The 25,606-nt window shown below is 67.0% G+C and carries 18 protein-coding genes and 1 tRNA gene; 5 read left to right on the top strand and 14 right to left on the bottom strand.

What is annotated here, in order from left to right; genetic code table 11:
• Nucleotides 1-33: 33 nt before the first annotated feature.
• The 7 genes from scpC to NX773_RS23025 all read right to left on the bottom strand — a co-directional run bounded on the left by scpC (nucleotide 34) and on the right by NX773_RS23025 (nucleotide 10,860).
• A complete protein-coding gene (gene scpC / locus NX773_RS23055) occupies nucleotides 34-1,539 on the bottom strand; it encodes a succinyl-CoA:acetate CoA-transferase ScpC (protein ID WP_258858572.1) in 1,506 nt (501 codons plus the stop codon).
• 34 nt (nucleotides 1,540-1,573) lie between these two features.
• Nucleotides 1,574-2,509: a bestrophin family protein gene (locus tag NX773_RS23050; protein WP_258858571.1), complete on the bottom strand. Its 936-nt coding sequence runs from the start codon at nucleotides 2,507-2,509 to the stop codon at nucleotides 1,574-1,576.
• A 217-nt stretch (nucleotides 2,510-2,726) separates the two neighbouring features.
• The gene (locus NX773_RS23045; RefSeq protein WP_258858570.1) at nucleotides 2,727-3,827 is read right to left on the bottom strand and encodes an alkene reductase; all 1,101 of its coding nucleotides are present in this window, start codon (nucleotides 3,825-3,827) and stop codon (nucleotides 2,727-2,729) included.
• A gap of 86 nt (nucleotides 3,828-3,913) precedes the next feature.
• A complete protein-coding gene (locus NX773_RS23040) occupies nucleotides 3,914-5,626 on the bottom strand; it encodes a ClcB-like voltage-gated chloride channel protein (protein ID WP_258858569.1) in 1,713 nt (570 codons plus the stop codon).
• Nucleotides 5,627-5,662: 36 nt separating this feature from the next.
• On the bottom strand, nucleotides 5,663-7,129 hold the full coding sequence (locus NX773_RS23035; protein WP_258858568.1) for an amidohydrolase family protein: 1,467 nt from the start codon (nucleotides 7,127-7,129) through the stop codon (nucleotides 5,663-5,665).
• Nucleotides 7,130-7,212: 83 nt separating this feature from the next.
• The gene (locus tag NX773_RS23030) at nucleotides 7,213-9,648 is read right to left on the bottom strand and encodes a sensor histidine kinase (RefSeq protein ID WP_258858567.1); all 2,436 of its coding nucleotides are present in this window, start codon (nucleotides 9,646-9,648) and stop codon (nucleotides 7,213-7,215) included.
• A gap of 3 nt (nucleotides 9,649-9,651) precedes the next feature.
• Nucleotides 9,652-10,860, bottom strand: coding sequence for an ABC transporter substrate-binding protein (locus NX773_RS23025; RefSeq protein ID WP_258858566.1), 1,209 nt, complete (start codon nucleotides 10,858-10,860; stop codon nucleotides 9,652-9,654).
• A gap of 166 nt (nucleotides 10,861-11,026) precedes the next feature.
• On the opposite strand from NX773_RS23025, the gene NX773_RS23020 reads away from it, so the two are divergent.
• Entirely contained in the window at nucleotides 11,027-11,227 is a 201-nt protein-coding gene (locus NX773_RS23020) for a DUF2905 domain-containing protein (RefSeq protein WP_258858565.1), read from the top strand.
• A 4-nt stretch (nucleotides 11,228-11,231) separates the two neighbouring features.
• Here the strand turns inward: NX773_RS23020 and NX773_RS23015 are convergent, their stop codons facing one another.
• Entirely contained in the window at nucleotides 11,232-12,128 is an 897-nt protein-coding gene (locus tag NX773_RS23015; protein WP_258858564.1) for a CAP domain-containing protein, read from the bottom strand.
• A complete protein-coding gene (gene uvsE / locus NX773_RS23010; protein ID WP_258858563.1) occupies nucleotides 12,125-13,018 on the bottom strand; it encodes a UV DNA damage repair endonuclease UvsE in 894 nt (297 codons plus the stop codon). The genes NX773_RS23015 and uvsE overlap by 4 nt, the downstream gene beginning before the upstream one ends.
• Before the next feature lie 158 nt (nucleotides 13,019-13,176).
• Between uvsE and NX773_RS23005 the strand changes: the two genes are divergently transcribed.
• Nucleotides 13,177-14,754: an EAL domain-containing protein gene (locus tag NX773_RS23005; RefSeq protein WP_258858562.1), complete on the top strand. Its 1,578-nt coding sequence runs from the start codon at nucleotides 13,177-13,179 to the stop codon at nucleotides 14,752-14,754.
• Nucleotides 14,755-15,019: 265 nt separating this feature from the next.
• Here the strand turns inward: NX773_RS23005 and NX773_RS23000 are convergent, their stop codons facing one another.
• Complete coding sequence (locus NX773_RS23000; protein WP_258824637.1) at nucleotides 15,020-15,364, bottom strand: zinc ribbon domain-containing protein YjdM; 345 nt, start codon at nucleotides 15,362-15,364, stop codon at nucleotides 15,020-15,022.
• Between the two features lie 72 nt (nucleotides 15,365-15,436).
• Nucleotides 15,437-15,512, bottom strand: a tRNA-Phe gene (locus NX773_RS22995).
• A gap of 502 nt (nucleotides 15,513-16,014) precedes the next feature.
• On the opposite strand from NX773_RS22995, the gene NX773_RS23590 reads away from it, so the two are divergent.
• The 3 genes from NX773_RS23590 to NX773_RS22975 all read left to right on the top strand — a co-directional run bounded on the left by NX773_RS23590 (nucleotide 16,015) and on the right by NX773_RS22975 (nucleotide 22,822).
• A complete protein-coding gene (locus tag NX773_RS23590; RefSeq protein WP_307728779.1) occupies nucleotides 16,015-17,673 on the top strand; it encodes a methyl-accepting chemotaxis protein in 1,659 nt (552 codons plus the stop codon).
• An 85-nt stretch (nucleotides 17,674-17,758) separates the two neighbouring features.
• Entirely contained in the window at nucleotides 17,759-21,490 is a 3,732-nt protein-coding gene (locus NX773_RS22980) for a bifunctional diguanylate cyclase/phosphodiesterase (protein ID WP_258858561.1), read from the top strand.
• 150 nt (nucleotides 21,491-21,640) lie between these two features.
• Complete coding sequence (locus NX773_RS22975) at nucleotides 21,641-22,822, top strand: hypothetical protein (RefSeq protein WP_258858560.1); 1,182 nt, start codon at nucleotides 21,641-21,643, stop codon at nucleotides 22,820-22,822.
• Between the two features lie 12 nt (nucleotides 22,823-22,834).
• On the opposite strand, the gene kefC is transcribed toward NX773_RS22975, so the two are convergent.
• The 3 genes from kefC to NX773_RS22960 all read right to left on the bottom strand — a co-directional run bounded on the left by kefC (nucleotide 22,835) and on the right by NX773_RS22960 (nucleotide 25,489).
• Nucleotides 22,835-24,616, bottom strand: coding sequence for a glutathione-regulated potassium-efflux system protein KefC (kefC, locus tag NX773_RS22970; RefSeq protein ID WP_258858559.1), 1,782 nt, complete (start codon nucleotides 24,614-24,616; stop codon nucleotides 22,835-22,837).
• A gap of 110 nt (nucleotides 24,617-24,726) precedes the next feature.
• Nucleotides 24,727-25,098: a carboxymuconolactone decarboxylase family protein gene (locus NX773_RS22965; RefSeq protein WP_258858558.1), complete on the bottom strand. Its 372-nt coding sequence runs from the start codon at nucleotides 25,096-25,098 to the stop codon at nucleotides 24,727-24,729.
• Nucleotides 25,037-25,489 (bottom strand): MerR family transcriptional regulator, encoded by a 453-nt coding sequence (locus tag NX773_RS22960; RefSeq protein ID WP_258858557.1) that lies wholly within the window; start codon nucleotides 25,487-25,489, stop codon nucleotides 25,037-25,039. The genes NX773_RS22965 and NX773_RS22960 overlap by 62 nt, the downstream gene beginning before the upstream one ends.
• Nucleotides 25,490-25,606: the final 117 nt, after the last annotated feature.

Raw genomic sequence — 25,606 nt, 5'->3', positions numbered from 1 at the left:
ACCCTACGGGAAACGGTGCGGCCTCAGCTTGCGTTACGCGGCTGGCAGCATGCTGCCGGTCTCGCGGTAGCGGTTGTGCCAGTCGAATGCCTTCTCCAGCACGTGCGGGGTGTGCCCGCCGCGCTGCTTGGCTTCGGCCACGTACTCGCGCAGCATGTCCTGGTAGGGCGCGGCCACGCAGTTGGCGATGATGACGTCGGCGCGTTCGCGCGGCGCCAGCCCGCGCAGGTCGGCCAGCCCCAGTTCGGTGACGATGATGTCCACGTCATGCTCGGTGTGGTCCACGTGGGTCACCATCGGCACGATCGAGGACACCTTGCCGCCCTTGGCAATGGACTTGGTCGCGAACACCGACAGGTAGGCGTTGCGCGCAAAGTCGCCGGAGCCGCCGATGCCGTTCATCATGTGGGTGCCCAGCACGTGGGTCGAGTTGACGTTGCCGTAGATGTCCGCTTCCAGCGCGGTGTTGATCGCGATGATGCCAAGGCGCCGGATCGCCTCCGGGTGGTTCGACACTTCCTGCGGGCGCAGCACCAGGCGGTCCTTGTAGCGGCCGAAGTCGCCGAACACCTGCGCGCTCTTGGAAGGCGAGAGGGTGATCGACGAGCCCGACGCGTAATCGAGCTTGCCGGCGTCGAACAGGTCGAAGGTCGAGTCTTGCAGCACCTCCGAATACATCGTCAGGTGTTCGAACGGGCTGTCGGCAAAGCCCGCCATCACCGCGTTGGCGATGGTGCCGATGCCGGCCTGCAGCGGCAGCAACCGGCGCGTCAGGCGGCCGGCCTCGATCTCGTTCTCGAAGAATTTGACCAGGTGGCCGGCGATCGCGGCCGTCTCGCTGTCGGGCGGCTGGATCGACGAGGTGCTGTCCACCTGGTCGGTGATGACCACCGCCACGATCTTCTCGAACGGGATGTCGATGTAGGGCACGCCCACGCGTTGGTCCACCGACACCACCGGCAGCGCTTCGCGCGTCGGGCGCGCCTTGGGAATCCAGATGTCGTGCAGGCCCTCGAGGTCGGGCGTCTGCGACAGGTTGATCTCGACGATCACCTTGTCGGCCAGGATCGCGAAGCTGGCGCTGTTGCCCACCGAGGTGGTGGGGATGATGGCGCCGGACTCGGTGATCGCGACCGCTTCGATGATCGCCACGTCCACCGGCTTCATCTGGCGCGAACGCAGGGTTTCCACCGTCTCCGACAGGTGCTGGTCGATGTACATCACTTCGCCGCGGTTGATTGCCGCGCGCAGCACGGGGTCGGCCTGGAACGGCATGCGGCGCGCCAGCGCGCCCGCTTCGGTGAGCAGCTTGTCCGTGTCGTTGCCGAGCGATGCCCCGGTCAACAACGTAATGCGCAGGGGCTCGTGGCGTGCGCGTTCGGCCAGTGCGGCGGGCAATGCTTTGGCATCGCCTGCACGGGTAAAGCCGCTCATTCCGACGGTCATGCCGTCCCGGATCCAGCTTGCTGCCTCCTGCGGGCTGGTCACGCGTTGCATCAGGCGCGGGCAACGGATGCGGTCTTCGTAGTTGTCTTTCATGGATGTCTCTAGTTGTGATAAATGGTTTGGTGCTTCAGTTCAGGCAGTAGCCCGTTGGCGCCAGTGGCGCCGGAATGTCGTCGTCCCCGAGCGATTCGCGCAGGTCGATCTCGATGGTGCGGCATAGCGCATCCAGCGGCAGGTCGTTGGCCGAGGTGCCGAACGGCTCCTCGATCTCGTCGCCCAATGCGTCCAGGCCGAAGAAGGTGTAGGCCACGATCGCCACCACGAACGGCGTCATGTAGCCGATCGAATCGACCAGGCCGAACGGCAGCAGGAAGCAGTACAGGTAGGCGGTCCGGTGCAGCAGCAGCGTGTACGAGAACGGGATCGGGGTGTTGCGGATGCGCTCGCAGGCGGCGACCGTGCCGGTCATGTGCGCGAGCGTGGCGTCGAGCGCGGGGACGATGCAGTGTTCGAGCCGGCCCTCGCGCGCGGCGCGCGCAAGGTCCGCGCCCATCTCGAGCATGAGCAGGTGCGGCAGGTTGGCGCCGCGCTGCAGGCGCTGCCATTCGGCCGGGTCGAGGAAGGGCGCAACCTCGGCGTCGGCGCTGGAGCCGCGCAGCCGGTGCTTGAGCGCGTAGGCGAACGCGATCGCGCGGCGCACCATGCGCGCGCGCAGGTCGGCCGGGTCGCGCGCGTAAGGAAGATGCGGGTCGATCAGGGTCAGGCACTGGCGCGCCAGGTTGCGCGACATGAGCACCAGCTCGCCCCACTGCTTGCGGCCTTCCCAGTAGCGGTCGTAGGCGGCGTTGTTGCGAAAGCCGAGGAAGATCGCCAGCGGCAATCCCATCAGCGTGAACGGAATGCTGGTGAGGGTGATCTTGTGGTGCCACAGCGCGCCGTCGGTCCAGGTGACGACGAGCGCGAGCAGGGTGGTGACGATCAGGCTGTTTCTGATGGACGGCAGGATCGAGCCGCGCATGACCAGGAACAGACGCAGGCCGGACGGGCGGTCGCGGACAATCATGCGCGGCCCCGCGCGCGCGCCCGTGCAAAATGTCTTCGATCGGTCATGCGTTCCAGTTGACGTAATTGCACGGAGCGGCCGTATCATGCGGCTGCTCCGGGCAAGACTTTGATTGTGCACGCAAGCACGGGAAGATTTCTAATTCAGAGTGCGAATGTCCGTCATCCCCATGGTGAATCATGAACAAACATCAAGGCGCCTGGCGTAACAAAGCGGCTCAAGCCCCGGCCAGCGCCGGATAGTCGATGTAGCCGTGCGCGCCGCCGCCATAAAAGGTTTGCCGGTCCGGCTGGTTCAGTGGCGCGTGGCGGCGAAAGCGCTCGGGCAGGTCGGGGTTGGCAATGAACAGCTGGCCAAACGCGACCAGGTCCGCCAGGCCCTCGTTGAGCACGGCGTTGGCGCGCTCCAGCGTGTAGCCGCCGGCCACGATCAGCGTGCCCGGGTACATTGGACGGAACAGGCGCGCCGACAGGTCCGGCATCGGATGCTCGCCCTGCGGCGGCATTGGCTCGATCAGGTGCAGGTACGACAAACCCATCGGCGCCAGGCGCCTGACCACGTAGCTGAAGGTCTGCTCGGGATGGCAGTCGCACATGTCGTTGAAGGTGCCGCCGGGCGACAGCCGCACGCCCACGCGATCCTTGTCATAGACCGAGCAGGCCGCGTCGATCACCTCGAACAGCAGGCGCGCGCGGTTCTCGACGCTGCCGCCGTACTGGTCAAGGCGCTGGTTGGTGCCGTCTTCCAGGAACTGGTCGAGCAGGTAGCCGTTGGCGCCGTGCACCTCCACGCCATCGAAGCCCGCTCGCTGCGCATTCTCGGCCGCGCGCCGGAACTCTTCCACGATGCCGGGGATTTCGCCGGTTTCGAGCGCGCGCGGGGTGGGAATGTCCTTCAGCCCGGTGGCGGTGTAGGTCTGCACGCCGCGCGGCGCAATGGCCGAGGGCGCAACGGGCAGCTGGCCATCGAGGAAATCCGGGTGCGAGATGCGCCCCACGTGCCACAGCTGCATGAAGATCACGCCGCCTTGCGCGTGCACCGCGTCGGTGACCTGCTTCCAGCCAGCCACCTGCGCGTCGCTGTGGATACCGGGCGTGGCGATGTAGCCCTGGCCGTGCGGGGCGGCCTGGGTCGCTTCGGTGATGATCAGCCCTGCGCCGGCGCGCTGGCTGTAGTAGGTGGCCGCCATGTCGGACGGTACGTTGCCGGCGCCGGCGCGGCTCCTGGTCAGCGCCGGCATCACCATGCGGTTCTTCAGTTGCAAACTGCCGAGCCGGTAGGGGCTCAGCAGGTCGATCTGCTCTGCGGTTGCGTTCATGATCCGTGCCTCCCTGACGCTGGCTCCCCAGTCTAGGAAAACAGGTTAAGTGCGTCAAATGCCGATGTAACAGTGCGCGGGGCGCGCTAATCGCGGCCGAGCCGCGCGTAGGCATCCAGCAGCGCCGTCTTGTACACCACCCCCAGCAGCAGCGGGTCGGCCAGGCTCTGCACCACGGGCAGCCGCTCGCCGTGGTGCGCGAGGAACTGTTCGAACGCGTCGGCCAGCGTCATCTCGGGCGTCACCAGGGGCAGCGCGTCGCGCCGCAGCAGGTCGGCGGCAAGCTTGTCGCGGGCCTGGTCGTCCTCCAGCGCGGCGGCCAGGTCGCGCAGCGCCACCACGCCCTGGTAGCGCCCGTCTGCGTCAACGATATAGACGTACTTGACCGGGTGCGCGCGGAACGTGGCGGACAGCCGGGCCAGCGGCGCGTCCAGCGGCAGCACCGTCTCGGCTGGCTTCACCAGCTCGCGCATCTGGGTGCCGCGCAGGCGCAGCCGTTCCTGCTCTTCGCGCTGGCGGCGCACCGTGATCTCGTACATCGACGGCCCGCCCACGCCGCGCGCCACGAACCACGCCAGCACGCAGGCCAGCATCAGCGGCAGCATGGCCTGGTAGCTGAGCGTCATCTCGAAGATCATCAGGATCGCCATCAGCGGCGCGCCGGTGGCGGCAGCGAGGAAGGCGCCCATGCCGACGATCGCGTAGGCAGGGGCGGCGGTGACCAGGCCCGGCCACAGCGCGTGGCCGGCGAGCCCGAACAGGTAGCCGAGCGCGGCGCCGACGAACAGCGTGGGCGTGAAGATGCCGCCCACCGCGCCCGAGCCCGCGGTGAGCAGCGTGGCGAGCACCTTGAACACGAGGATGGCCAGCACCGCCGACCACACCCACGGCTCGTGCAGCAGCGAATTGACCACGCTGTAGCCGTTGCCCCAGACCTGCGGCACCCACACCGAGATGACGCCCACGCCCAGCCCCGCCACGCCCAGCCGCAGCGGCAGCGGCAGCGCGCTCCTGGCAAAGCGGCGCCGGGCAAAGCCCAACAGGCGCAGGAACTGCGGCGCGGCCAGCCCCGCCAGGATCCCGAGTGCGGCAAACAGCGGCACCTCGAGGTTGGCGATGTCGGGGAAGGCCGGCATCTCGTAGGTCGGGTGGTAGCCGGGCAGGCGGCGCATGGTGATGTTGGCCACCACCGAGGCGATCATCATCGGCGCCAGGCTTTCCATCAGCAGCGGCCCGAGCACGATTTCGCCGACGAAGAACGCGGCTGCGATCGGCGCGTTGTAGGCGGAAGTGATGCCGGCCGCCGCGCCGCACGCCACCAGCAGGCGCAAGCGCTCGGGATCGAAGCGCGCCGCGCGCCCGATCAGCGAGGCGCCCATCGCCGCCAGCTGCACCATCGAGCCTTCCCGGCCGATCGAGCCGCCCGAGGCGATCGTGCACAGCGAGGAAGCGCTGCGCAGCAGCGTTTGCGGCACCGAGACGGCGCCGCTGCCGGCCGCGATGGCCTCCATGTAGTCCGGCACCGCGCTGTCGCGGTAGCGCCGCGCCAGCACCAGGAACAGGCCGGCGGCAATGCCGCCGGCGGCCGGCAGCACCACCCGCAGGTACCACGGCAGGGCCGCCGCCATTTCGACGAACGAACCGCTGTGCCCGGAGATCGCCCACTGCATCGCGGCCAGTCCGTCGCGAAACGCGATCGTGGCCAGCGCGCCCACCAGCCCGGCCAGCGCGGCCCACAGCAGCATGGCGTGGGCCGGCGGCAGGCGCCGCGGCAGCGAAGCGAGGGAGGCCAAGGTCATCGATGGTCGCCGGGTCGGAAAACGCGATGTGGCGCGTCAGCGCACCCCGACCATCCCCTTGACCGACGAGACCAGTTTGGCCGGATCGTAGCCAAGGCCGTCCTTGAACACGATCTCCACGTTCTCGACGTCGGCGATGCGGCGCGTCGGGTCGCCCTTGAGCACGACCAGGTCCGCATCCTTGCCAGGCTCGATCGTGCCGATGCGCTCCAGCTGGCCTAGGTAGCGCGCGCCATTGGCGGTGGCGATGCGGATCGCCTCGACCGGGGTGAAGCCCGCCTCGACCAGCAGCTCGATCTCGCGCTGGTCGCCAAAGCCCGGCAGCACGCCGCCGTTGCCGGTCGGGTCGGGGCCGGCCAGCAGCAGGCCGCCGGCACGCACGAACGCGAGCTCGAACGCCATTTCCTTCTTCAGCGCCGCCTCCAGCCTGGCGGCGCGGCCCGGGGCCGCCGCCGCGTGCGCGCGCGCGTTCAGGTGGCTGCGCAGCGACTCGGCCGACATCATCGCCATCTGCTGCTTCGACAGCACCGGGCGCGTGGCCACGAACTGCTCGAACACCGGCAGGGTCGAGGTGATCGCGACCTTGCGCGCGACCAGTTCGCGGATCAGGTCCTGCACCGGCTTGCTGTCCACTTCCAGCTTTTCCCACGATGCCGCGATCTCCGCGCTCGAAGGACACTGGTCCTTTTTGCGGTTCGGGACGAATTCGGAATCGGTAAACACCGGGCCGTGCTCCAGGTCGTCGATGCCCAGCGCCGCGGCCTGCCGGTAGTCCACCGAGCACAGGTGGCCGGTCAGCTTGCGCCCGTGCTTGTGCGCCTCGTCGATCGCGGCGCCCAGCACGTCGGCCTTGATGTTCATGTAAGCCTTGAACGAGGTCGCGCCTTCGCCCGACCAGAACGCGACCGTGCGGCGCGCGTGGTCCTGCGCGGCAAGCGACGACATCTGCGGGAACGAACTGCCTTCGCCCTCGAGGTAGGGACCGGTCACGTCGATGTGCGGTCCCGGCATCTGCAGCTTGTCGATCTTGCTGCGGATGTTCAGGTCGGTGTACGGCTCGATGCTGCCGGTGGTGCGCATGGTCGTCACGCCCGCCGCCAGGTACAGGCGCGGGGCCGAGAACGCCAGCTCGGTGACCAGAAAGCCCGGCTGCGGGATCTTGTCATCCTCGTCCAGGTTGATCGAGGCGGTGTACATCAGGTGGTTGTGCATGCCCACCAGGCCCGGGATCACGCTGCGGCCCTCGAGCGACACCACGTGGGCGCCTGCCGGCGGCGGCGCGGCACCGTCGGTGATCGCCTCGATGCGGCCATTCCTGAGCACGATGGTGCGGTCGTCCCTGGCCGGGGCGCCGGTGCCGTCGATCACGCGCACGTGGGTCAGCGCGATCAGCGGCTGGTCGAATTTGAGGAACTTGCGCACTTCCGCCGACGGGGTCTGCGCCTGCGCCGCGCCGCACACGGCCAGCGCGATCAATACCAGTTTGCTGCCAATGCCAGCCATGTGACTCCTCCAAGGTTGAGACGCACATGCTGGCATGGAAACTGTGGCAAGGCAACCGTGCGGCCCCCGCCGCGGCCCGGCGTTCAGGCTGCGCGCGCGGCCTCGTCCTGCGGCCGCGTGGCCGGCGTGGCCAGCGGCAGGCGGACCACGAACACGCTGCCGTAGCCCAGCCCGTCGCTGCGCGCCTCGACGCTGCCGCCATGCAGCTCGACCAGCTTCTTGACCAGCGCCAGGCCCAGCCCCAGGCCGCCCTGGGTGCGGTCGAGCGTGCGCGTGGCCTGCGTGAACAGCTCGAACACGGCCGGCAGCAGGTCCGGCCCGATGCCCACGCCGTTGTCGCGCACTTCCAGCTGCGCCATGCCGCCGGCGCAGGCCAGCGTGACGCCGATTGCGCCGCCGTCCGGCGTGTACTTGGCCGCATTGTTGAGCAGGTTGGTCACCACCTGCACCAGCCGGGTGTGGTCGCCAATGACCGTGACCGGCGCAGGCGCCAGGTCGAGCGTGAGCCGGTGCGAGCGCGCGTCCACCAGCGGGCGCGATTGCTCGACCGCCTCGCCGACCACACGCACCAGGTCGAGCCGCTCGCGCGCCACCGCGACCAGCCCGCGCGTGACGCGCGAGACATCCAGCAGGTCGTCCACCAGGTGCCGCATGTGGCCGACCTGGCGCGCGATGATCTCGCTGATCTGGCGCACCCGCGGCTCGGACGCGTAGGCCAGGCGCAGCATGTCCGCCGCGCTGCTGATCGGCGCCAGCGGGTTGCGCAGCTCGTGCGCCAGCATGGCCAGGAATTCGTCCTTGCGGCGGTCCGCCAGGCGCAGCGCTTCTTCGGCGCGTTTGCGCTCGGTGACGTCGATCGCGATCGAGTGCACCACCTGGTGCCTGCCGTCGGCGCCCGCGCCCAGCTTGCCGCGCATCTCGACCCAGGCGGTGCTGCCGTCGTCGGCGCGCCTGATCCGGTGCACGCCGTTGAATTCGCCGCGTTCGGCCAACCCGCGCTCGACCTCGGCCATGATGGCCGGGCGCTCCTGGGCGTCGAGCAGCTCCCAGAACTGGTCGATGTTGTTCCAGGACCGGCCGAACACGCTCTCGAGGTTGGCGGCGAAAGTGAGTTGGCCGCTGACCGGGTCGCGCTCCCACACGGCCATGTGCGCCGCGACCAGGCCTTGCCGCAGGCGCTCTTCGCTGTAGCGCGCGGCCTGCCGGGCCTCTTCGAGCTCGGTGATGTCGGTGCAGGTGCCGAACCACTGCACGATCCTGCCGGCCGCGTCGTGCAGCGGCGCCACCGAGGTGAAGAAGCTGCGAAAGCGGCCGTCGGCGCCGCGCATCGGGAAGGTCATCTGCGCCATCTGGCCAAGCGCGCGCGTTTCGTGCCAGCGCCGCAGCACTTCAGGCAGCACCTCCGGGTCGTGCAGCTCCTGCCAGTTCTTGGGGGCGAGCTCGCCCGGGCCCTTGCCGGTGAATTCGTACCAGCGGTCGTTGAACCAGCTGATGCGCCCGTCCGGCTCGGCGATGAACACCAGCTGCCGGATCGTGTTCGACAGCTGCAGGAAGCGGCGGCGCTCCGCCTCCAGGTGGGTGTGCTGGTGGTACAGCCGGTCGAGCATGCGGTTGATCGAGTTGGCCAGGCCCACCACTTCGCTTGACCCCGCGAGCGGCGCGCGCTGGGTGCTGATGCCTTCGTCGCCGATGCTGGCGGCAAATGCCTGCAGCCGGCGCAGGTCTTCGGTCAGGCCGAGCGCCAGGCGCGCGCCGAGCAGGAACACGGCCGCCGCCAGCGCCGCCGCGATACCGACGATGAGCGCGTACTGCGGCGCCGGCGACGGCAGCGGCGCCGGCAGCTTGCGCATGTCTTCGCGCAGCGCCAGCCCGAGCGGGGCCAGGCTGGGCGGCAGCCCCTTGAGCAGCGCGCTGCCCGGCCCGGCCGCGCCGATGGCCAGCGAGGACCACTGCACCGGCTTCAGGTCCGCCAGCCGCACCTTGTACATCAGCGCGCCCTCGGGGGTATGGGTGCGCGAGTAGCGCAGCAGGTACACGCCCAGCAGCTCGTCGCCGCCGGCGCCGGGGCGGATCGCGGCCAGTTCGCTGTCGCTGTCGATGCGCTGGCGCAGCCAGTCGCGGTCGTCCTGGCTGAACTCGCCGTTGCCGTTGCCGGCGATCGGCTTGCCCTCGAAATCGGTGAACAGCACCTGCACCGGGATGCCGTTAATCTGGCGCAGCCCGCGCAGGAAGGGCGTGAGGTAGGTTTCCTTGCCCGCACTGTCCACCAGCGCGGTGGCCAGGATCGGGCTGCCCGCCACGTCCGCCATGCGCGAGGCAAGCGCCTGCAGGTTGTTGCTGACGGTGGTCGCATGGAACATCACTTCGCGCTGCTGCAGCAGCGCGTTGGCTTCTTCGCGCTGGCGGTCGATCAGCCAGAACGAGGCCAGCGACCCGAGCAGCACCGCGGCCGCGGCCAGAATGGCGGCGGCGCGCGCGAAACGGCGCGACAGGCTGCCGGACGGGAGATGGCTGGCCATCGATCAGTCCTGGGACGGCACGAGCACGCCATCTGCGCGGTAGCGGGCCAGCAGCAGCTCGCGCGGGCCAAGCGCCTCGTGGCGCGTGGCCGTGAAGGGCGGCGCATAGGTCTTGATCAGTCCCTCGTAGCGGCCGACGCGTTCGAGCGCGTCGCGCACCGCCTTGCGGTCGGTGCTGCCGGCCAGGTCGATTGCGCGGGCCAGGATATGCGTCAGGTCGTAGGCGTGCGCCGCGCCCACCGGGCCTTTGATGTCCTCGATGCGGCGCACCTCGGACACCCGGGCCGCGCTGCGCAGGAAGCGCTGCACGCGGGCGGGGTCGGCGCGAAAGAAGCTGAAGGTCTGGATCACCGACAGGTCCACCTGCTGCAGCGCCGGGCCGGCCTGCTTGGCGAACTCGCCGCCGGTGATGCCCCAGTGGCTCAGCAGCGGCACCCGCTCGCGCCTGGGCAGCGCCGCCACCTCGCGCACCAGGATCGCCGCCTCGTCGTCGTTGGCCACCAGCACCACGGCCTGCGCGCCTGCCGCCAGCAGCTCCTTGTACTTGTCCACCAGCGAGGTGTCGCGCCAGTTGTACCAGGCCGTCTGCACGATGCGCAGGCCCGTTTCGCTGGCGACGTAGCGTTCGGCCGCCACCTCGCTGCTGCGCCCCCACGAGGTGTTGGTCAGCAGCAGGCCCACGCGCGCCAGGCCGCGCTGTTTGGCCGCAGCCAGCAGCTTGGGAAGCGCCAGCGAATCGCGCAGCGACAGCCGGAATACATAGTTGGGGCGCATGTCGTTGTCCACGATCGCATCGGCGGCCGACCACGGCGCCATGAACAGCGTGTGGGTCGCCTTGAGCGCCGGGAGCTCTTCGATCACCACCGGGCTGAACCTGCCGCCGAACACGGCGACCAGGTCCTTCATCTTCGCGAATTCCTCGATGTTGCGGATGCCGCGCGCCGGGATCGAGCGATGGTCCTTGATCACCAGCTGCAGCGGGCGCCCGCCCAGCACCCCGCCGGCGTCGTTGATTTCCGTGATCGCCGCGCGCATGCCCAGTTCGACGGCCTGGGCCGAGGTCGAATTGTCGAGCCCGAATTCGCCGTCGATTCCCAGCAGGACCGGCGAGCCGGTCGCGGGGGCGGCGAAGGCCGGCGCGGCCACCAGCATCAGGAGCAAAAGCGCCGCGCCAAAGCCGCGTCGGGACAGCGCGCCAAATCTGTTGAGCATAAGCCTGGAATCCTCTGCCCGCGATACGGGAAAGAGTCAATTGTACCGTTCCCGGGGGAATCGAGTTCACATTTCCTGCCAAAAAAAACGGCAGCGTGGCAAGCTATCAATGCCTGCCCGTCGCTGGTAGCATGTTCGCTCTCGACGATTTGCCAATGGAGATGCGGTGCAGCGTGTATTGATTCTGTTGGGCCTGGTCCTGGTGGTGGCCGGTCTGGGATGGCCGTGGCTGCGCAAGCTGCCGCTGGGCCGGCTGCCGGGCGACATCCACATCGTGCGCGCAGGGTTCAGCTTCCATTTTCCGATCGTGAGCTGCCTGGTGGTCTCGGTGCTGCTGTCGCTGGTGCTGTGGCTCTTCCGCCGCTAGCGCTTCAGCGCGGGGTGGCGAACACCTGGGTCCAGTAGGCCCGCGCGGTCTTGCTGGACGGGTTGACGAAGTGGGCCGCGCCCATCTCGGTGAACCCGGGATCCATCAGGTTGGCGCAATGGCCGGGGCTGTCCAGCCAGCCGGCCACCGCGGCCTGGGGCGTCGGCTGTCCGGCCGCGATGTTCTCGCCGATGCGCCGCCAGGCGTAGCCGGCCAGCTGCGCGCGCTCGGCCACGGTGCCGCCGTCGCTGCCGTGGTGGTTGAAGTAGCGGCGCATGGCCATGTCCTGGCTGTGCGCGAGCGCGGCGCCGGCCAGCGCCGCGTTCCACGTGACCGGCGGCGCGGCCTCGAAGTGGCGCGCGCCGCAGTTGCGGCTGACCGCGCGCGCCTGGTTCACCAGTTGCAGGATCGCCTGCCCCGTCACCGGCCAGTCCGGCAGGCTGGCGCGCACCAGCGGCTGCGCCAGCACCACCTGCCACTCGTTGCCGGCGTGCAGGGCGCCAATGGCACTGAAATCCGTCCCCAGCAGCACATCGCAGTAGGCCTCCTGCAGCGCGGCCAGCGCCGCCGCGGCGTCGGTCGGGCCTGTGACACTGACGGCCCGCGCGCGCACGACCGGGTAGCCGGCGTCTTCCAGCGCCTGTTCGAGGAAGGTGGCGGTACGCACCCGTACCGCCGACAAGGCCGGCTGGGGCGACAGCGGACCGGCAGGCGCGGCCTTGTGCCCGTGGCAACTGCCGGGCGACGCGCGGTAGTCGTTGATGAGCTGGACCAGCTGGCCGGCCTCGCGCGCGGGTGGCGCGCCCGCGGCGGCGCAGCTCGCGCAGGCGAGCAGGAGGCACAGGAGCCAGTTGCGGTCGCCGGCAAGCGCAGCAAGCGGGCGCATCGGCGTCGTTCTCATCGGTCCGCCGTGGTGCCCAGCCAGCCGCGCAGTTGCCGGATCGCTAGCTCCTTGTGCTTGGCCTCGATCTCGATCCACGGCGCGTGCGCGTAGCTCGATGGCATTACGCTGATGAGGTCGGCATGCTGGCGGTCGTTGAACCCGTCGCGGCCGTTGGAAATGTGCACCAGCTGGTGCTCGGGCAGCGCCCAGGTCGAGCGCGCCTCATGCAGCATGGCCGCCACGCTCGGGTCGTCGTAGCTGGGCAGCTTGTCGTGGACGATGTGATGATGGGCGTCGAACACCATCGGCACCCCGCTGCGGCGGCAGATCGCGGCGATCTCGTCAGCGCCGTACGCATATTCGTCATTCTCCAGTGCGAGGCGCGAGCGGATCGCGTCCGGCAGGCGCCCGATGGCGGCCACCAGCGCGTCCGCGCGCGCGGCCTTGCCGCCGTGAATCTCGACCAGCGCCCAGGGCGAACGCGGCTGCCCCAGCAGGTCGAGGATGTCGGCATGCATCTGCAAAATCTTGACGCTGTTGGCCACCACGTCGGCCGAGTCCGAGCTGAGCACCACGAACTGGTCCGGATGCATCACCAGGCGGATGCCTTGTTCACTGGCCCGCGCGCCGGAACGAGCGAGCGCGCCGGACAGCTGCGCGAGCAGCTCGCGCCCGATCGGTTCGTCGGCGAACGGGAAGATCGACGACGGAATCCGGTACAGCGCAATGCCTTCCTGCTCGCAAAAGCGCAAGGCAGCGTCGAAGGACTGGAGGTTGTCGCGGTAGATGTCTTCCAGCAGCTTGCGTTGTGTGGCGATCGCCTGGTCGAGCAGGCGCTTGCGGGTGATGGTGCGGTAGCGCACTTGGGTGGAAGCGGTAATGCAGACGAGGCCGAGGCGGGGAGTCATGAGCAAGCCGTTGCGGTAAAGAGGGCCAGTATATGTCGCCGGCCAAAGTGGCGCACGGGCACATTTGGACAGGGTGGGGCGTTGTCGGACACAATGCCAGTTTGAGTCGCGCGCGTCGGGCCTGGCTTGCCGCGCGGCATACCATGAACCAGCGGCGCATGAGACTTCTCGCCGTGCTGGGAATCCTGCTCGCGATCGCCTTGCCGGTTGCGCTCTCGATCTTTCTTGCGCGGCACCAGAGCATGGACCAGGAACAGCAACGGGCCATTGGCTACGCGCGCGAAGTGCTCGACCGCTCGGAAACCACGGCCGACGAAATCGAAGCGGCGTTCAGGGCCCTGGCGGCGAGCCGCTCGCTTGACCCGTGCAGCGAGGCCAACATCGACCTGATGCGCAAGCTCGACGTATCGTCGCCCTCGATCCAGGCCATCGGCGTGGTCAATGGCGACACCTTGCTGTGTTCGTCGCTGACCAGCCCGGCCGAGCCGGTGTTCATCGGCGCGCCGGACGTGCGCCAGCCCGGCGGGCTGGCGGTCTGGACCGATGCCGAACTGCCGTTCGCGCGCGGAGTGCATTTCCTCGTGGTGGCGCGCGCGCCCTATGCCGCGATCATCCACAAGGGTCTGCCGATCGCGGTCAGCAATGCCGGGCAGGGGATGTCGGTGGCCCTGCTGTCCGAGCGCGGCGAGATCCTGACGGCGCGCGGCTACATCGACGCGGCCTGGTTCGGTCGACTGGACGGCAGCCTGCAGGCGAGCTTTCGCAACGGCGGCTATGTGGTGGCGGTGGTCAAGTCGTCACGCTATTTTGTCGATGCGGTGGCGGCCCTGCCGGTCAGCGAGCTGAACGAGCGCACCTGGGCCATCGCGCGCACCGTGGTGCCCTTCGGCATCGCGATGGGCCTGCTGCTGGCGTGGGCCGCCGTCGCGCTGGCGCGCTCGCAGCTGGCCATGCCCGCGGTGCTCAAGGCGGCGCTGCGGCGCAAGGAACTGTTCATGGTGTACCAGCCGGTGGTGGACTTGCACACCGGCCGCTGGGTCGGGGCCGAGGCGCTGATCCGCTGGCACCGGCCGAAAGGCGAGGCGGTGCGGCCGGACGTGTTCATCGTCGCTGCCGAGGACAGCGGCCTGATCCGGCAGGTGACCAAGGACGTGGTGCTGGAACAGGTGCGCACGGACGCGGCCGTGCTGTTCCGCGAATTTCCTGACTTTCACATTGCGATCAATCTGGCTGCGGACGACCTGCAGTCCGAGGCGACGATCGCGATGCTGCGCCAGCTGGTGGACGCGACCGGCGCGCGCTCGGGCAGCCTGATGGTCGAGGCGACCGAGCGCAGCTTTGCCGAACCGCGGACGGTGCGCGGCATCGTCGATGCGCTGCGCGCGGCCGGCATCCGCATCGCCATCGACGATTTCGGCACCGGCTATTCGAGCCTGTCGTTCCTGGAAAGCCTGCAGTTCGACCTGCTCAAGATCGACAAGTCCTTCGTCGATACGCTCGACACCGGCGCGCCGACCAGCCAGGTGATCCACCACATCATCGAGATGGCCAAGGCGCTCAAGCTGGAAATGATCGCCGAGGGCGTGGAGACCGAAGCCCAGGCCGCGTTCCTGCGCGCCCGCGGCGTGCATTACGCGCAAGGCTGGCTGTTCGCACAGCCGATGTCGTTCAAGCATTTGCTGGAAGCGCTGCACGGCGAGCTGGACGTGACCCAGGACGAGCCCGAGACCGGCTAGGGCACGTCCCTTACTGTGCATCAGCGTACGGACGGCAAGCGCCGCGGGTGGCATCCTGCAAGCGTGACGACATTCATCGGAAGGGAGGCCATCATGGGTAAGTATTTCCTGGCGTGGATCATGGGTGTCCCAGCGATCGTGCTGGTCCTGATCTACCTGTTCATGCACTGACCAGATTTTTGGTTGCGCAGACGAAAACGCCACCCTCGGGTGGCGTTTTCTTGCAGACCAAAGCGGCACGCAGCGCACGCTGCGACCGGGCGCGTCAGCTCTTGCGGACGAATTCGGACTTCAGGCTCATGGCGCCAAAGCCGTCGATCTTGCAGTCGATGTCGTGGTCGCCTTCGACCAGGCGGATGTTCTTGACCTTGGTGCCCTGCTTGACCACACCGCCGCCGCCCTTGAGCTTGAGGTCCTTGATGACGGTCACCGAGTCGCCGTCCTGCAGCACGTTGCCGGCGGCGTCGCGCCATACCCGCGCCGTCTCTTCCGCGGCCGCGTCGGCCTGGACCGGCCATTCGTGCGCGCATTCGGGACAGATGTAGTTACCCGAGCCGTCCTCATAAGTCAGGGCGGAGCCGCAGGCGGGGCAGGGTGGCAAGGTGGTCATGGCAATATCCTGGTAAGTTGGCAGGCTGGAAACGAGAACGCCAACCGCAGGGGTTGGCGTTGTTATTGTTCTTGGTGGCCCGGGGCGGAATCGAACCACCGACACAAGGATTTTCAATCCTCTGCTCTACCAACTGAGCTACCAGGCCAGGAGGCGTGATTATAGCCGACGGTTAGCAACTGGCAAACTTTTTGTGGGGCGGACTCCCCTGGCGCCGGCTGCACGCCACGCTTTCCAGACAGCTTCCCGGCGGTGCTTGCCCGACCTGTTGTTGTCGCGAGCGCTCGATAGAAAATAGCCTTGCGGAAACATCGGCTATAACATATACTTTAAATGCATCTTTTAAACCGACGACATCCAAGCTGTCCGCCGTAGCGTCGCAATCGACCGACGCGCGCGTCGTCGCGGGTGGCGAGCACGCTGCCCATTATCGGCCGTTTGCAGGAAAACCAAAGACCCGCCCCGCTTTCGAACAGATCAAAGCCCAGCTCGCCAACGCCCGGTTGCTCACATTGTTCGGCCCAGTGCTGCCCTGATGCGTGGCTCGCATCACGTCCTCCGACTGCCGGATGTGCGCTTTGGACCAGGCTCGTCTTCAGGGAGCATCGCATGAGCGTGCCATTGGAACCAGAAATTTTTTGAGAGGACATATGCGTATCAGCAATATGAAGATCAGAAGCCGCCTGGCACTTGGTTTCGGCATCGTGCTCAGTTTGTTGGTCTTGCTGGTCGTGGTTGGCGTGACGCGGCTTTCCGGTATCGAAGCGTCGACGACGAAAATGATCGACATCGAGTGGGCGAAAGCCGATGCGGCAAACACCATTAATGCGACGATCCGCGCGCAGACGCGACGCACGATGGAATTGTTCCTCGTTCCTGACAAACAATATCGGGACAAGACCCATGAGCACATCGAGGCCAACAAGAAAATCATCGTTGCGGCACTGGGGACGCTGGAACGTCTGGTGTACTCGCCAAACGAAAAACAGCTGCTGGCGACCGTCAAGTCCGAACGCGCGCAGTATGTCGCGTCATTTAGCAAAGTCAGCAAATTCATCGACGACGGCAAGCCGGACGAAGCAAAGCAGGTGATGCTGCAAGAGACGCTTCCAATCCTCGATAAGCTGCAGGCATCGGTGCTTGAACTGAAGGATCTGCAGAAGAATCTGGCGATGGCGGCCGCGGACGGGGTGAGAAGCGCATCCGGGTCGGGAGTACAGGCAATGCTGGCGCTGGGTGCCGGAGCGTTGATTGGCGGGCTCGGGTTCGCATTCCTGATTGCGCACTCCATTACCAGCCCCATCAATCGCGCCGTCGGCGCCGCCAGGACGGTTGCTGCCGGCGACCTTACCAGCGTTATCGAGGATGCATCGACCGACGAAACCGGGCAGTTGTTGCACGCGCTGAACGAGATGAATGCCAGCTTGCTCGGCGTGGTCAGCGAAGTGCGCAGCGGGACCGACACAGTCGCGGCTGCATCGGCACAAATTGCGGCAGGTACCCGGGATCTGTCGGCACGTACTGAAGAACAGGCAAGCTCTCTGGAAGAAACGGCTGCCTCGATGGAAGAGCTGACATCGACCGTCAAGCAGAATGCGGACAGTGCGCGGCAGGCCAACGCGCTTGCCGCCTCGGCCTCCGACGTGGCGCTCAGGGGCGGCGATATCGTGGGTGAAGTCGTGAAAACGATGGATGCGATCAACGAGTCGGCCAGAACGATCGCCGACATTATTGGCGTGATCGATGGCATCGCTTTCCAGACCAATATTCTCGCGCTCAACGCTGCTGTCGAAGCGGCGCGCGCCGGCGAGGACGGACGGGGCTTTGCGGTAGTGGCGGCCGAAGTGCGCGCCCTGGCGCAGCGTTCGGCAGGAGCGGCCAAGGAGATCAAGACGCTGATCGGCGATTCGGTCGAGCGGGTCGATGCCGGCTGCCGGCTGGTTGAACAGGCCGGCAGCACCATGGATGACATCGTCGTGAGCGTACGGCGGGTAACGGAAATCATGGCCGAGATTACCGCGGCAAGCGATCAGCAAACAGCGGGCATTGGCCAGATCAGCCAGGCCATCATTCAAATGGATCAGGTGACGCAGCAGAACGCCGCCCTTGTCGAGCAGTCGACCGCGGCCGCTGCCGCGCTGGAGGAAAAAGCGCACAGCCTCGCGCGCGCCGTTGCGGTGTTCAAGATCAGCGCCAATGTCGCGGACGGTTCGTCCGCACCAAGGCGCGGAGCGCCGCAGTCGAACCGCAGGCAACTTTCGGCAAGCCGGTCGCCGGCCCTGCAGCCTGCCGCGCAGGGTTCTGCATGATCGACGGCGACGCGGGCGCAGACCGGCCAGGTGGCAGGTGCGACCTGCCGTGTGGTGATCATTTTCAGTAGATACGAGAATTCCGATGAAACAAGCAGATGCGAAATCGAGTCAGGCGCTGCGCCGTGCGCGGGTATTCCTGGTCGTCGGGCTGCTGGCATCCGCTGTCGTTTACTGGGCAGGTGTTCGTCTCGTTAACCAGGAACTCCAATCCCGGCTCGATATCCGCGCAAGAGACGCCAAGCACAACCTGGAACGCCAGCTTGGTGCCTACGCGGAAGCCTTACGCAGCCTGCAGGCCGAGTATCGCGCAACTGCTCATCCGACCCGGGCCTCGTTCAGGCAAAGTGTCACCTGGCTCAAGCTGAACGAGCGGTTGCCGGCCGTGCAAGCGGTCGGTTTCAGCACGCGCCTTGCCCCGGCCGGCAAGGCGCCATTCGAACAGGCGATTCGCAAGGAATATGCGCACGAGCTTGCGCAGCCGCCCGTCATCCATCCACCGGCCCCATTGCCGACAGCGGACGCCTTCGTCGTCAAGGCGATCGAACCGCTGGCCCGGAATCGTTACGGGCTGGCCTTTGACCATGCAACGGAGCCGCGCAGGATCGAAGCGATCGAGCGCGCCCGCGATACCGGCGAGTGGGCGGCGACCCGCCGGGTTCGCCTGTTTGTCGAACCAGGCGATGTGGATGGTGTCGTTTTCTATATGCCGATATACCACGGCGACATACCCGCTACCCTGGCCGGCCGCCGCGACGCCTTGTCCGGGGTCTTCTTCCTTGCCATCCGGGTCGACGAAATGCTGCGCAATGTCTTTGGCGCCAAGCTGCTCGACGATCTGGACATTGCAATCCGCGACAAAGCGAACATGTCTGCCACGCGATCGGGGAATGCCGGGCAAACGCTCATTTTCAGCAATAATCCAGATGATGTTGCCGTTCCAGGCACGACGCTCGCTGCCAGTGCACCGCTACGGCGTACCTTCGACCTGACGTTCGGAGGTACCACGTGGGAGCTCAGCCTGACCATGCGGCCGACGTTCCAGACACGTTCACAGTACTGGTTGCCTCCGGTCGCCGGATTGGCAGGTGTCCTGCTCAGCTTTCTCGCGTTCTTTTTCATGCGCTCGCTCAACGTGGCGCGGCAAGCTTCCGATGCCGGCATGCGCGAGGCGTACCTGAGCTTACAGGCGAAAGAAGAGCAACTCAACGACATCGTTCAATCCATTGACGAAGTGCTGTGGACGTTCGACACCTCGTCCGGCGAGGTGCGCTATGTCAGTGCTGCGGTTGAACGACTCTACGGACGCACCGTTCAGTCCTTCCTCGACAGGGCGCGCCTGTGGTTGCGCTGCGTGCACCCGGCCGACCGCAGGCAAGTGATCCGCGCCGTCAGGAGGCTGGCTGACAAGGGGCAGGATGAAATGCTCTACCGAATCGTCCGCTCCGATGGCGCGGTGCGGTGGATGCACTATGAGGCACACTATGTGCCAGGCACCTTGTCCAAGCCGGGGCGCGTGGATTGTCTCGGCCGGGATGTCACCGAGCAGCGCCAGATGGAAGAGTCGCTTCGTCGCAGTAACCGTGCGCTGCGTACCATCCACGCCTGCGAGAAGGAACTGGCCAACGCTGCGCATGAACACGCACTGTTGCAGGGTATTTGCGAAGTGGTCGTACGCGAGGGATACCGGTTGGCGTGGTCCGGCTTGTTGGTACGGGACGGCGGCGTCGAACCGGCGGGTATCGCCGGCGAACACGACGGTTACCTGGCATGTATCGAAGGTGAGCTGCGCGCCGGTGTCATGGGGACGGGCACCATCGGCACGACACTGCGCGAGGGCCGCCCGACGATCATCAACAACCTGCAATCCGACCCGCAATTCGGCCCGCGGCGAGAGCAAGCCTTACGCCGTGGCTTCAATTCGAAAATCACGCTCCCGCTGGTGCATGACGGCCAGGCTGTCGGTTTGCTGAACGTGTACGCAACCGAGCCGGATGCATTCGATGCGGAAGAGGTGGATCTGCTGACCGGGCTGGCCAACTCGGTGGCGGTCGCGATGCAGTTCCTGCGCCATCGCAGTGCCAAGCTGGCTGCGGAGGCGGCCTTTCATCTGCGTCAACGTGCCATCGAAGCGAGTCCGAACGCCATCGTCATCACCAGCGCAGCAGCGCCGCACTATCCGGTGGAGTATGTGAACCCTGCGTTCGAGCGCATGACAGGCTATTCGGCCCAGGAGATCGCCGGGAAAAGCCTCAGGGTGCTTCATCAAAACGACAAGGATCAGGCCGGATTGAAGGAACTGCGCAGGCTCCTTCGTGCGCAACAGGAAGGGCACGTGACAATACGGAATTATCGTCGCGACGGATCGATGTTCTGGACCGACGTTCACGTTGCCCCGGTACGGGACGAGACTGGCGCAGTCACGCACTTCGTCGGCGCCAAATATGACGTGACGACCACCAAGCGTTATGAAGAGCAGCTCGAGCTTCAGGCCAATCACGATGCCCTCACCATGCTCGCCAACCGCAACCTGCTGCAGGAACGGCTCAACCAGGCCATTGCAGCCGCAGCGCGCGACAATACACCGGTCTGGGTGGTGTTCCTGGACCTCGATCGCTTCAAGTTCGTCAACGACACGCTCGGTCACCAGGCCGGCGATGTCTTGCTTAAACAGGTATCGACGCGCCTGCGCAGCGTGGTTCGCCACACCGACACTGTCGCCCGCCTCGGCGGCGACGAATTTGTCCTGGTATTGGCGGAGCACGCCGACACATCGCTTGAGACCGCGCTTGTGCAGCGCGTCATGGACGTCGTTGCCCCGCCCTTTATTGTTGGTGGCCACGAATTCTTCCTGACCTGTAGCATGGGCATCGCAGTCTATCCGGCGGACGGCAGGGACGCGGAGACCTTGATCAAGCATGCCGATATCGCCATGTACAGCGCCAAGGGAGCCGGACGCGACAGCTTCCAGTTTTACACCTCGTCCTTGAATGAAAAGGCATTGGCGCGACTGCGCCTCGAAGGCGACCTGCGCAATGCGCTGGAACGCGGCGAATTCCTGCTGCACTATCAACCGCAACTCGATCTGCGTACCGGCAAGGTCGTCGGTATGGAGGCACTGATCCGCTGGCAGCACCCGGAACTTGGCATGGTCTCGCCGGCTCGCTTTATCGGGCTGGCCGAGGAGATCGGATTGATCGGGCCGATCGGGGAGTGGGTGCTGCGTACCGCTTGCATGCAACATCGTCGTTGGCAGCTTGCCGGATTGCCTGCGCTGCGCCTCGCAGTCAACTTATCTGCCCGGCAGTTTGCCGATCGCGGCCTGGCGCAATCGATCGCAGCCATTTTGACTGACACGGGCATGTCTGCCCAGCATCTGGATATTGAGCTGACGGAGAGCATGGTGATGACCGATGTCGAGTTCGCCATTGGCGTGTTGCGTGAACTTAAGGCACTGGGCGTGCATCTCTCTGTGGACGATTTCGGGACTGGATACTCCAGCCTGTCGTACCTCAAACGCTTCCCCATCAATTTGCTGAAGATCGATCAATCTTTCGTGCGCGACATCACGCTCAACAGTGACGGCGCCGAACTGGTGCGCTCGATCATTTCGCTTGCGCATGGACTGCGCCTGCAAGTGATTGCAGAGGGCGTCGAGACCGAGGAACAATTGACGTACCTGCGACAGCACGGCTGTGATCAGATGCAAGGGTATTACTTCAGCCAGCCTCTCGCTGCGGACGCGTTCGAACAACTTCTTCGGGAAGAGCGGGCATTGCCTGTGCAGGATATGGCTGTGATGGCGTTGCCTGGCTAGGAATGGCGATGGCCAAACCGGCTTGACTGTGGGCCCGGCCCCGCAGTTCACGCGCACACGTCTATCGGGATCAAACAGACGAGCAGGCCGGGTGATAGCGTGAACCCATGCGGGCCGCCGTCGCCGGCCCGACCTCATGGACGAAAGACCGTGAACAGCTTGTTCCTCTCCAGGATTGCAACGCTGCGCTGGCTCGCCGCCTTGATCGCCGTGAGCTACCACGTCCGGTTCTTGCTGTTCGCCAATTATGGGCATGTCGCGCACAAGGGCATCCTGACACGGCTGTTTTACTTCGTCACCAGCCTGGGCCACGAATCCTTCATCGCCTACATGGTCCTGAGCGGGCTGCTGCTCGGCGGCCTGCCGCTGTCGCGGTGGCGGCGCGGCGCCGATCCCCGGCCCGACCTGTGGCGCAACGGGCGCAAGGCCTACCTGCTGCTTGTGCCGGCGCTGGCAGCGGGCGGCCTGCTCGACGTGGCCGGCGGCGCGCTGTTCGCCGGGTCGGGCGTGTATGCCGCGCTGCCCCAGTCCGCGCCAACCCACCTGACGCCGTTTGTCTTGTTTGGCAACCTGCTGCTGTTGCAGGACATCGTTGTTCCGGGCTTTGGCAGCAACGCCATGCTGTTCCTGCTTGCCTACGAGGCCTGGGCCTACGTGGTGCTGGCCACCGCGTTCTCGTTCGGGCCGTCCGGGCTGCGCCGCGGGTGTGCGGTGGCGGCGCTGCTCGCGGCCGCGCTGGTGCTGGTCGCGCCGCGCTACCTGGGCTACCTGGCCGCGTGGCTGCTTGGCCTTGCGGTGGCGGCGTGGGCGCCGCGCTGGCGCGGCCGCGTGCCAGGCTGGGCCGGCGCCGCGCTGTTGTTCGCCGTCCTGCTCGCTTCACGGGTGGCCGGCGCACGCCTGGCGTCGCTGCAGCCGGCCTACGTTTCGCTGCTGCGCTTGCTGCTCGACCTGATGGTGGCGGCCGGGCTTGCCGTGTTCCTGGCCACGCTGTACGGCAGCCGGGGGCGGCGCGCGCGGCCCGGTACGGCGGCGCGGCTGCGGCGCGCGCTGGCCGGGCTCGGGCTGCCCCTGTATGCCACGCAATTCCCGTTCATGGCGTTCGCGGTCGCGCTGGCCAACGCGTGGCTGGGCTTGCCGCTGGCGGCGCAGCCCTCGGCCGGCGGCTTGCTGGCGTTCGCGCTGGTGATCGGCGCGATCTACCTGTTCGCGCTGCTGGCCGCGCGCGCGTCGGCGGTGCTGGCGGCCATGCTTCCCAGCAGGGCCGCGGCAAGGTGGAGCAGGCAATGGTCGAACGCCTATGCGTCCCTTGGGCGCTTGTCGAGGAGGCCATGATGAACCGGGCGGTCAGGCCCGGCCGTCCTCGCCCTCGCGCAGGCGCAGCCGGTCCTGCTCGAACGAGCGCGCCAGCTCGTCGCGCGCGGCCTGGGTGATCGAGATCATCGCCGATTCGTCCTGGTAGTGCGGGTAGATGGTCTCGATGGTCGCCAGGTTGTGGTCGCGGAACTTCAGGCGGGCGCGCTCGGCCATTGTCGGCTCCACGCCCATCTGCTCCAGCGCCCATTGCCCCAGCATCAGGGCCGACTCGAAGGTCTCGCGCTCGACCAGGTCGACGCCGCGGTTGCGCAGCTCGTACACGTGGGTCAGGTTGCGCGCCCGCGCGATCACCTTCAGATGCGGAAAGTACTGGCGGACGATGTCGGTCAGCGCCAGGTTCGCCTCCATATCGTCGATCGCATTGATGAGCAGGCGCGCCTGGCCGGCCCCGGCCGCGCGCAGCAGGTCGAGCCGGGTGGCGTCGCCGTAGAACACGCGGTAGCCGAAGCGGCGCACGGTCTCGATCAGGTCCGGGTCGTTGTCCAGCACCGTGACCTTGATGCCCGACGCCATCAACAGGCGCCCCGCGATCTGGCCCACCCGGCCGAAGCCGGCCACGATCACGCGCGCGCCCTCCGGCTCGATGGTGTCCGGCGGCGGTGCGGCGGGCGAGTGCAGGGTCTTGCCGAGCGCGTTGCCGGCCGTGACGGCCAGCGGCGTGAGCGCCATCGACACCGCCACCATCAGCACCAGCAGCTCGCCCCAGCGCGCCGGTATCACGCCGGCCGTGCGCGCCACGCCAAACACGACGAAGGCGAACTCGCTGCCCTGGGACAGCAGGGCGGCGAAGGGCCAGTGCTGGGCCGGCGCGATCGGCATCGGCCGCGCCACCAGGCCCAGCACGGCCATCTTGACCAGCATGAAGCCCACCGACAGCAGCAGCACCTGCCCCGGCACCTCGGCCAGCAGCCCCAGGTTGGCCGACATGCCGACCGAGGTGAAGAACAGGCCGAGCAGCAGGCCCTTGAACGGCTCGAGGTCGGTCTCGAGCGCCTTGCGGTATTCGGAACTGGCCAGCAGCACCCCGGCCAGGAAGGCGCCCAGGCCCATCGACAGGCGCGCCAGTGTCATCAGCTGGGCGATGCCCAGCACCAGCAGCAGTGCGAAGGCGGTGAAGATCTCGCGCAGCCGGGTGCGCGCGATCAGGCGCAACGCCGCCGGCATCGCGTAGCGGCCCGCCACCAGGATGGCCGCGATGGTGGCCGCCGCCAGCGGGGCATTGAACGCGGTCTGCGCCGCGCCGTCGCCCAGGAGCGGCGTGATCACCAGCAGCGGAATGGCGGCCATGTCCTGGAACAGCAGGATCGCGAACGCGGCGGTGCCGGCCGGGGTGTGGTCGAGGTGGCGCTCCTGCATGTTCTGCACCGCGATCGCGGTCGAGGACAAGGCCAGCGTGGCGCCGGCAATCACCGCGGCCGTGCCCGGCATGCCGAGCAGCCAGGCCCCGAGCGCCAGCGGCAGGCCGCAGGCCACCAGTTGCAACGCGCCGCCGGCCAGCACCAGGGTGCGCATGGCCAGCAGCTTTTCCGGCTGCAGCTCCAGGCCGATCAGGAACAGCATCATCACCACGCCGATCTCGGCCACGTGGCTGATCAGGTCCACGCCCTTGACCAGGGCCAGGCCCCACGGCCCGATGAGGCAGCCGCCAACCAGGTAGCCCAGCACCGAGCCGAGACGCAGCCGCTGCGCGAGCGGCACCAGCAGCACGGCGGTGAGCAGGAACACGATCGGGGTGAGCAGCAATTGGGGCATGATCTGGCTGTGAGCAGGGGTGTCCGCCGCCCGGCTTGCTGCCCGAGCTGACCGGCCGGTCGGCCTTGCCACGATTATATCGAAGCGCGCGGCACGGCACGCTCGCGCTGTCAGTCGTGGGCGGCAAACACCTCGCGCGCCGCGAACACCCCGTTCAGGGCCGCCGGAAAGCCCGCGTACAGGCTCATCTGCAAGATCGCCTCGATGATTTCCTCGCGCGACAGTCCCACGTGCAGGCCGGCGGCGATGTGCACCTTGAGCTGGGGTGTCGCCGTGCCGAGCGCGGTCAGTGCCGCGATGGTGGCCAGTTCGCGCTGCTGCAGGGTGAGGCCCGGGCGCGAGTAGATGTCGCCAAAGCCGAACTCGACGATGTAGCGGCCGAGGTCCGGGCAGCAATCGGCAAGCGCCGCGACCACCTGTTCACCGGCCTTGCCGTCCACTTCCTTCAGGCGTTGCCAGCCCCGTTCGTAGCGTGTTTCCATTTTCTTCCCTTTCTGTGAGTTGGTGTTCCATGTCGCCGTACAGGGAAATCTTCTGGTGGAGATAGCCGAGCGTCTCGGCCAGCGCATCGAGCTCGGCCTGCACGGCCGCCGCGTGCTCTTCGAGCATGTGGCGGCGCTCGCGGATGCTGCCCAGTTCCTGGCCTGCTTCGCGCAGGCGCGCATAGCGCTGCATTTTCTCCACCGGCATCCCGGTTGCGCGCAGCCGCAGCAGGAACGCGATCCAGCCCATGTCCTCGCTGCGGTAGCGCCGGTGGCCATTGGCGCGGCGCGCCACCGGCCGGATCAGGCCGATGCGCTCGTAGTAACGCAAGGTGTGCACGGAAAGGCCGCAGGCTGCGGCCGCTTGCTGGATGGTCAGTGCGGCGGTCATGGTGGGAATCGTAGAAGTTGGAGTGCGCTCGAAGTCAAGCAAGTGTACCGAAGCTGTCATACATACCGATGTTTCCTTGGCACACTTTTGCTTTTGCATTAGCATCCAGCCAGTTCA

The sequence above is a fragment of the Massilia solisilvae genome, assembly GCF_024753215.1.
Taxonomy (GTDB): Bacteria; Pseudomonadota; Gammaproteobacteria; order Burkholderiales; family Burkholderiaceae_D; genus Telluria; species Telluria solisilvae.
This window is presented reverse-complemented; position numbering and strand designations above follow the sequence as displayed.

Excerpts from the sequence above, each read along its gene's own strand:
- NX773_RS23025 (WP_258858566.1), bottom strand. The coding sequence starts at position 10,860 with ATGCTCAACAGATTTGGCGCGCTGTCCCGACGCGGCTTTGGCGCGGCG.
- uvsE (WP_258858563.1), bottom strand. The coding sequence starts at position 13,018 with ATGACTCCCCGCCTCGGCCTCGTCTGCATTACCGCTTCCACCCAAGTG.
- NX773_RS23030 (WP_258858567.1), bottom strand. The coding sequence starts at position 9,648 with ATGGCCAGCCATCTCCCGTCCGGCAGCCTGTCGCGCCGTTTCGCGCGC.
- NX773_RS23035 (WP_258858568.1), bottom strand. The coding sequence starts at position 7,129 with ATGGCTGGCATTGGCAGCAAACTGGTATTGATCGCGCTGGCCGTGTGC.
- NX773_RS23000 (WP_258824637.1), bottom strand. The coding sequence starts at position 15,364 with ATGACCACCTTGCCACCCTGCCCCGCCTGCGGCTCCGCCCTGACTTAT.
- NX773_RS23015 (WP_258858564.1), bottom strand. The coding sequence starts at position 12,128 with ATGAGAACGACGCCGATGCGCCCGCTTGCTGCGCTTGCCGGCGACCGC.
- NX773_RS22980 (WP_258858561.1), top strand. The coding sequence starts at position 17,759 with ATGAAACAAGCAGATGCGAAATCGAGTCAGGCGCTGCGCCGTGCGCGG.
- NX773_RS23590 (WP_307728779.1), top strand. The coding sequence starts at position 16,015 with ATGCGTATCAGCAATATGAAGATCAGAAGCCGCCTGGCACTTGGTTTC.
- NX773_RS23050 (WP_258858571.1), bottom strand. The coding sequence starts at position 2,509 with ATGATTGTCCGCGACCGCCCGTCCGGCCTGCGTCTGTTCCTGGTCATG.
- NX773_RS23040 (WP_258858569.1), bottom strand. The coding sequence starts at position 5,626 with ATGACCTTGGCCTCCCTCGCTTCGCTGCCGCGGCGCCTGCCGCCGGCC.
- NX773_RS22960 (WP_258858557.1), bottom strand. The coding sequence starts at position 25,489 with ATGACCGCCGCACTGACCATCCAGCAAGCGGCCGCAGCCTGCGGCCTT.
- scpC (WP_258858572.1), bottom strand. The coding sequence starts at position 1,539 with ATGAAAGACAACTACGAAGACCGCATCCGTTGCCCGCGCCTGATGCAA.
- NX773_RS22965 (WP_258858558.1), bottom strand. The coding sequence starts at position 25,098 with ATGGAAACACGCTACGAACGGGGCTGGCAACGCCTGAAGGAAGTGGAC.
- NX773_RS23005 (WP_258858562.1), top strand. The coding sequence starts at position 13,177 with ATGAGACTTCTCGCCGTGCTGGGAATCCTGCTCGCGATCGCCTTGCCG.
- NX773_RS23045 (WP_258858570.1), bottom strand. The coding sequence starts at position 3,827 with ATGAACGCAACCGCAGAGCAGATCGACCTGCTGAGCCCCTACCGGCTC.
- kefC (WP_258858559.1), bottom strand. The coding sequence starts at position 24,616 with ATGCCCCAATTGCTGCTCACCCCGATCGTGTTCCTGCTCACCGCCGTG.